This window comes from Xanthomonas nasturtii, from assembly GCF_001660815.1.
Taxonomy (GTDB): Bacteria; Pseudomonadota; Gammaproteobacteria; order Xanthomonadales; family Xanthomonadaceae; genus Xanthomonas; species Xanthomonas nasturtii.
Genome location: NZ_LYMI01000062.1, coordinates 1 through 7,824 on the forward strand (window position 1 = coordinate 1; position 7,824 = coordinate 7,824).

The window sequence follows — 7,824 nt, forward strand, 5'->3', positions numbered from 1 at the left end:
AATGCCTGGCGCAGCACTGGCCCGGGCCGTCGTTACCTGATCGAGACCGACCCGCGCTTCGTCAACTACGACAACTTCATCAGCAGCGATTTCCTGCTGGACAAGCTGGGCGTGGATCCGGAGTGGAACCAGACCCGCCTGGGCGATGGCTTCTACGAACAGCGCCTGGTACTGGACCAGATCACCCAGCTCACCGGTCGTCGCTACCTGGGCAACTACGCCGATGGCGTAGCGCAGTACCGCGCCTTGCTGGAGTCCGGCGTGGCTGCTGCAGGCCAGTTGCAATTGAGTATGGGCGTCGGCCTCACCGCCGCGCAGGCGGCTGCGCTCACGCAGGACATCGTGTGGATGGTGGAGCAGGACTACCAGGGTCAGAAGGTGCTGGTACCGGTCGTGTATCTGGCATCCAACTCGCTGCAGTTGCGTGGCAATGGCGCCTTGATCGCCGGCGGCAACGTCGAGCTTAACGCCACCAACGCCATCAGCAACCAAGGCGTGATCGCCGGCGCTGACGTCAGCATCACCGCCGGTAACCTGCTCAACCAGGGCCGCATCAGCGGTACCGGCAGCGTGGCGCTGGAAGCGCGTAACGACCTGCTCAATCAAGGCCAGATTCAGGGCCGCGATGTGGCGCTGGTGGCTGGCAACAACCTGGTCAGCGAAGCGTCCAAGGCCATCAACGGCGTCGGCATCCTGTCGGGCATCACCGCCAGCAACACCCTGCAACTGATGGCTGGCAACGATATGACGCTGACCGGCACCCGCGTGCAGGCCGGTGGCAGTGCAGCGCTGATTGCAGGCAATAATCTGAGCCTCACGCCCAGCGCGTTGCGCAACGACAACGGCTTGCTGCGCGGTGGCGATGCTGTCTCGATCACCACCGGCAAGGATCTGATCGTCTCCGCAGGCAATGACCTGCAGCTGCATGGGGTGACCATCGCAGCGGGCGGCAGCGCTGCACTGCAGGCAGGTAACAACCTCTCGCTGACTCCCACCACCGGCCTGGACGGCAAGGTCGCCACGCGCACCAACATCAGCACCGGCGACAGCCTGCAGCTGACCGCAGGCAACGACCTGACCATCCGCCAGGCCGAGGTGAAGGCCGGTGGCGATCTGATTGCCGCAGCCGGCAACAATCTCAATGTCGAATCCGTGCTCAACGACAGCGAGACCAACAGCTACAAGACCCGCAACGGCAAGACCCGTGTCAGCACCACCACGACCACGCAGACCATCGATCAGCAGGCGCTCACGGCTGGCGGCAACCTGATCCTCAGCGCCGGCAACGACGTCAATCTGGTCGCGGCCAAGCTGGATGCCGGCAAGGGTCTGGGGATCAGCGCCGGCAACGACATCAACGCCAGCACGCTGACCACGGTGGATACCAGCAACACGCTGGAGACGCGCAAGCGCTTCAAGCAGACCACCAGCACCAGCGACGAAACCGTCCACGGCACCGAGTTCAGTGCCGGCGGCAACCTGGCCATGCAGGCCGGTAACGACATCACCCTGACCGCCGCATCGGCCGTCACCAAGGAAGGCGGCATCACCCTGGCCGCCGGCAACGACGTCAACCTGCTCGCTGCAAGCGAACAGCACGACGCCGTGCAGGATATGACCAAGAAGAAGAAGGGCACGTTCTCCAGCAAGACGACCACCACGCATGACGAGTGGCACGACACGCTTGCCATCGGCACAGCGTTGAGTGGCGGGTCCGTCAATATCTCGGCTGGCAATGATGTGGCCGTAGTGGGTTCGACCGTACTCGCCACCGGCGATGTGCGCCTGGCAGCGGGCAACAACGTCACCATCGAGTCTGCGCAGGACACCAGCAGCGAAGCGCATAGTTTCAGCCAGAAGCGCTCCGGCCTGACTGGCGGTATCGGCGGCGGCGTGGCCAGCATTGGTTACAGCAAGGCGCGTAGCAATAGCGAAAATACGACCGAATCGGTCACCCAGGTCGCCTCTTCGGTTGGCTCGACCGAGGGCAATCTGGTGATCAGCGCAGGCAACCAGCTGACCATCGCCGCCTCGGATATCGGTGCGGGCAAGGACCTGACCCTGGCGGCTAAGGACATCGCGTTGTTGGCACGACAGGACACAGTAGATAACCAAGCCAGTCAATCCAGTAAATCGAGCGGCTTCTCGGTGGGCGTGACCTACGACCCGGGCGCGTCGTACCGCAGCGCACGCGATTCCACCACCAAGAACATGGTCGATACCGGCTCGACCATGAGCAAGATCAGCCGCGATGCCGAAGGCGCCGCGGCCGGTACGATGGCCGCGATCACCCCGGTGGTCATCCAGGCCAGCAGCCATCGCTCCAACGCGTCGCAGAACCAAAGCACCAGCGATGCGCGCGTCAGCCAGCTGGCGGCCGGCGGCAATCTCACGCTGCTCGCCAGCGACGGCTCGATCACCAGCCAGGGCACGCAACTGTCGGCCGAAGGCAACGCGTTGTTGCTGGCCAGCAAGGACATCGTGTTCGACGTTGCGCACAGCACCCAGTCCAGCGGCAACGCCAGCAACGGCAAGGGCTGGGGCTTCAACAATGCCGCCGGCTTGCCGTACGGCAACTACAACCAGCAAGGCACCGGCAACGGCCAGACCGATACCATCACCGGCACCCAGTTGTCGGTGGGCGGCAACGCCAGCCTGACCACCACGCAGGGCGACATCACCCTGACCGCGAGCAACATCGCGGCGCAGGGCAATGTGAGCATGCGCGCGGCGGGCGACCTGACCATCCAGAGTGGTCAGGACCTCCTGGGCAATGCCAACCAGTCCACCAGCAAGGGCGTCGGCACGGTGGTCATCTCCGACACCGAGCGCTTTGCCGGTTACAACAAGAAGAACCACACCGACGACAACGCACAGGTGGCGCAGGTGGCCAGCAACGTCGGCAGCCTGGGCGGCAATGTCAGCCTGACCGCTGTCGGCACGTACACGCAGTCGGCTAGCAATGTGGTTGCTGCCAAGGATGTGGACATCACCGCTGCCTCGATCCAGCTGCTGACCGCCAACACCAGCAGCTCGGCCTCGCAGCAGGACGATGATCTGAAGATCGGCGCGTTCGCGCGCATCAAGTCCCCGCTGATCGATTTGATCAACAACGTGGACGATGCGCGCAAGTCCGATGGACGCTTGGGTGCGATGCAGGGGATGGCGGCAGCCGCCAATGCGTATCAAACAGCGAAGGCTGTGCAAAGTGGCTCGCTGCTCAGCGTGGAAGCCGGCGTCGGCTTTGCCACCAACGAGAGCAGCTTCAACAGCGCCAGCCAACTCTCGCAAGGCTCCACCATCACAGGCGGTGGCAACGTTAGCCTGAAAACCACCGAAGGCGACCTGCACATCGTGCAGGGCAACCTCAAGGCCGGCGACACGCTGAGCCTGGATTCGGCACGCGATCTGGTGCTGGAAGCCGGCAACTCCAGCAACACCGAGCAGAGCAAGGGCAGCAATGCCGGCTTCGAAGTGGGTGTGGGTGCCTCGGTGGGCGCACAGACCGGTGTCTATGCGTATGTGCAAGCCAGCGCCGGTAGCCACAAGTCGAACGTGGATGGCAGCACCTGGCAGAACACCCAACTGGCGGGCCAGAACATCGTCCTCAACTCTGAGGGCGACACCACACTACGTGGTGCGGTGGTCAAGGGCGACCGGATCGATGCACAGGTCGGTGGCGATCTCACCATCGAATCGCTGCAAGACAAGCTGGACATCCAATCCAAGGAAAGCAGCGTCGGTGGGCGCGTACAGATCTCGGCGGGTACCGCTTGGGATGCCAGCGGCTACGCAAGCGGCGCCAAGGCCAATGGCAATTATCTAGGTGTGGTCGAACAGTCGGGCCTGTTCGCAGGCAACGGTGGGTATCACGTCACCGCCGGCAACGTAAACCTGATCGGCGGCGCCATCGCCAGCACCAATGCCGGCGCCAGCGAACTGAGCGCCGACTCGCTGACGTTCACCGATCTGAAAAACCAGATGGACTATAGCGCCGCCTCAGGCAGTATCAGTGGTGGATTCGGGAGTACCGGCAACCAAACCGATGCCAACGGCAACCCGATCGAGCGCACTGCTGGCGAGCAGTCCAGAGACATCGGCAGCAACATCGCCAATGGCAACTACGGCAAGGCCAATACCCAGAGCTTCATGCCGGGCGTGCCGATGAGCGAAAGCGGCAGCGACACGAGCTATACCCGCGCCACGTTGACCGAAGGCACTATCAAGATTGGCGGCAAGACCACCACGGCAGCAGCAACCGGCATCAACACTGATGCAACTGCCGCGCATGAAGCTGTTGCCAACTTGCCGGACGTGCGCAAGATCCTGGGTGAGCAGCAGGCGATGGCGGCGGCGACCGGCACGGTCATGGCAACTGGCAAGCAGATTGGCGATGACATTGCTGCGTCAGCAGAAAGCAAAACTGATGCCATCGAAAAGCAGTACAAGGACGGCCTAAGCCAGGAGGGCAAGGACAATTTTGCCAAATTGACAGCCGACCAACGCCGGGACGTATTGGCGCAGAGCAACCCGGAATACAGCGCGGCGTATGAGGCCAAACAGCAATGGGGCGTCGGCGGCAACTACAGCCGAGCGTTGCAGGCGGTGACGACGGCGTTGGTCGGCAGCGTGGCCGGCCAAGGTGCCGGCCAAATCGCGAGCAACGCATTGGCACCCTATGCGGCACAGTTGATCGGCAAGACCTTCGACCAGAATCATGGCAGCGATCCCAACGCTGTGCTGCAAGGGCTGTCGCACGCGGTCCTCGGCGCGGTGCTAGCGGAAGTGAACGGCTCGTCTCTGACAGGCGGCGCGCTGGCAGGCGCTGGCGGTGAGCTGGGTGCGAAGTATTTGACGCAAGCACTTTACGGCGACGATCCGCGCGCGATCGGACCAGACGGGAAATTTAATCCGAACCTGTTGCCGGAGGCCGATAAGCAGTTGCTCGTATCCTTATCACAAGCGATTGGCGCAATCGCTGGAGGTATGACAGGTGGCAGCCTAGCCGAGGCAGCGGTTGCGTCAAATATTGCGAAGAATTCGGTGGAGAACAACTATCTCAGCCATCCACAACGCGAGGAGAAAGCACGCGAACTGCAAGCGTGTGGCAGCGAGCAGTGTCGGGAGAAGATCGAAGAAAAATGGGACGATATGAGTCTTGCGCAAAGCCGCGAGATGAAGGATCGGTATTTCAGTGCGTTGACTCCAGAGCAGCAATCACAGCTATTGAATCTAAAGCCTGGCACGAAAGAATATGACGCCATTCTCGCACAAGGCGTCATGCAGTCCGGATCAAAGGCCTCCCCCGGCCTAGCGTCAGTTTACAATAACAACTTCCAGCTCTTGACAGAGACAGACTGGCAGGGCTGGAAGGCTAATAATTTAATTGGCGGGATGTCTCTTGAAGATAGTAATAGGCTAGACACGGCGATTTTAGGAATCTTTGGCTCACCCGGTAGTTTGACGGCTAAATTTGGGGGCACTCCCGAACAGGTTGCAGCGGCGAACCGATTCGGCAATAGTGTTTTTGATATGGTAGGTGCAGTTGAAGTCTTCGGGCCTCGGACTACACGAACTCTCAAAGATCCGTCCACCGAAACGCCGGCTACGCCAAATCATGCGCCAATAGTTGCTTCTGGCGGCTCCAAATCGAAAGAAGCCTCGGGTGCACCGCCAGTAGGTAGGCCTACCCCCCAACAGTCTGAGGCAGATGTCGGTCAAGACCTCGGCACTGGTGCACGTGCCCAAGTTAGTTTCAAGAATGGTGTAGAGGTTCCGTATGGAACTGCCGATAGTGTTCGTCCTGACTGGTGTGTAGGGAATACATGTAGTGTTGAAGTTAAAAATTACAACATTGCCACAAATAGGAGTAAATTAGTTTCAAGTGTATCCGGGCAGGCACTGCAGCGATCCAAAGACTTGCCTAGCGGAATGCAACAGCTAATTGTTATTGATGTCAGAGGGCAAAATGTGACAAATGCTCAGAAAAATTCAGTCATCAAAGCCATTGTAAAAAAATCCAATGGTATAATTAGTCCAACTGACATTAGGTTTAAGCAATGAAAAATATAATTGGCTATGATGGGGGGCATACGGTATATGAATTAGGTCCGGCAACCGATGGTGTGTTTTTTTTCGATGCGCTTAATGCTTTTGTTTTTAATAGGCATCCTAATAGGGAATGGTCACTTTTGAGTGATCGCCTTTACAAGCGCTATGTTAAAAAAGAGGATTTGGATAGTTCTGTAGATCTAATGTCAGATGCTAGACTTATTTTATCTAAAATAAGTGTAAAATCCATACCTAAAGAAGCTTTTTCAAAGTTGGAAATTTCAGGAAGTGGGCTGAATTTTAGAGAGAAGCACCTTGATGTAGTTTTTTCTAAATATTTTGATCTTTTTTTTGATGCAAAAAATTCCGCCTTGTCTTTTTTTGAAGATTTTGAAGTATATCAACCAGTAAAAATTGTAACGGTTAATATGCCAAATTTTATTTTGGATAAAAAAAGGCCGAATACAGACTATGATAGGCTTGGTCCTGATGAATTGCCTTTTTGGCTTTACTAGATAAATCTAAAAATCGACGATTTAGGTCAGCGTAAGCATGCGCAAACCAGCGTTTATGCTTGTGTGTAAGCGAGCACGGGTAGCTACAAATCGAACGTGGACGGTAGCACATGGCAGAACACACAGCTGGCTGGCCAGAACATCGTACTCAAGTCAGAGGGTGACACCACCTTGCGCGGTGCGGTGGTCAAAGGCGACCGGATCGATGCGCAGATCGGTGGCGACCTGACCATCCGGCTTGTTTGCGGGCAACGGCGGTTACCACGTCACTGCCGGCAACGTAAACCTGATCGGCGGCGCGATCGCCAGTGTCGACTCCCCGTAAAGTTGATCCATCCATGATCATAGGTGTGCGTTCTGTTTGCATTGCCTGGACAGGCTATGTGGCAGCGTGCCCGACATTCGGATGCCGGAATAGCATGCTCTCATTCGCTAGGTCTGTATGGAGATGTCGATGACGAAGAAATCACAGTGGCTTAGACTGCTGGGTTCGCTGATGCTCTGCTATCTGGTGGCGGCCCTGGGAGCGATGGCGTCGATCAAGGCGGCGAGCTTCTACGCCGAGTTGCAGCAGCCGGCCTGGGCGCCGCCGGGGTGGCTGTTCGGGCCGGTATGGACCGCGTTGTACGGAATGATGGCGGTGTCGGCGTGGTCGGTCTGGCGGCGCGGTGGGTGGAACAGTACGCGTGGGGCGCTGAGTCTGTTCGTGCTGCAGTTGGGGTTGAATGGGTTGTGGAGCTGGTTGTTCTTTGCCTGGCACATGGGCGCCTGGGCGTTTGTCGATATCGTGGCGCTGTGGGTGGCGTTGGTGCTGACGATCGTAGCGTTCGCCAAGTGGCAGCGGGTTGCTGCGTGGTTGTTGGTTCCATATCTGCTATGGGTAAGTTTTGCGGCGGCGTTGAACTATTCGGTGTGGCAGCTCAATCCTCAGGTGCTTTGCTAAGGCCTGCATGGATCAAAGTGGCCGATGCACTTCTGCGTTCGGCGCGAGATGGGTGCGCGGCCGCTAGGCGGAATCAGCCGAATACTAAAGAACGGGGTCAGGTGCAATTAACGGGTCAGCTTTACCCTGTGATTTCACAGGTTTCAAAGCAGCAGCGTCATTGGCGCCCGTACAGCCGACGTCCCCCCGATTTTGAGTAGCGCCGCAGTTTGGAGTCCAATTCCCTACCCGAAGGAGATTGGACGTGAAGAAGCGTTTTACTGACGAGCAGGTCATCGGCTTTCTGCGTGAGGCCGAAAGCGGCGTGGCGATCAA

The 7,824-nt window shown here is 58.4% G+C and carries 4 protein-coding genes and 1 pseudogene; all 5 read left to right on the forward strand.

Annotated elements, in window-relative coordinates; all coding sequences use genetic code 11:
• Nucleotides 1–6,063, forward strand: a 6,063-nt coding sequence (locus tag A7D16_RS23565; protein WP_409350106.1) for a hemagglutinin repeat-containing protein, incomplete at its 5' end; no start/stop codon positions are given.
• Nucleotides 6,060–6,566, forward strand: a complete 507-nt coding sequence (locus A7D16_RS23290; protein ID WP_153043192.1) for a hypothetical protein — start codon at nucleotides 6,060–6,062, stop codon at nucleotides 6,564–6,566. The genes A7D16_RS23565 and A7D16_RS23290, both read left to right, overlap by 4 nt.
• Before the next feature lie 96 nt (nucleotides 6,567–6,662).
• Nucleotides 6,663–6,908, forward strand: a complete 246-nt coding sequence (locus A7D16_RS24500; RefSeq protein WP_082925870.1) for a hemagglutinin repeat-containing protein — start codon at nucleotides 6,663–6,665, stop codon at nucleotides 6,906–6,908.
• Nucleotides 6,909–7,020: 112 nt separating this feature from the next.
• Nucleotides 7,021–7,509 carry a TspO/MBR family protein gene (locus tag A7D16_RS18490; RefSeq protein ID WP_374053772.1) on the forward strand — a complete coding sequence of 163 codons (489 nt, stop codon included), beginning with the start codon at nucleotides 7,021–7,023 and terminating at the stop codon, nucleotides 7,507–7,509.
• Nucleotides 7,510–7,753: 244 nt separating this feature from the next.
• A pseudogene (locus tag A7D16_RS24535) lies at nucleotides 7,754–7,824 on the forward strand (transposase); the annotation flags it as partial.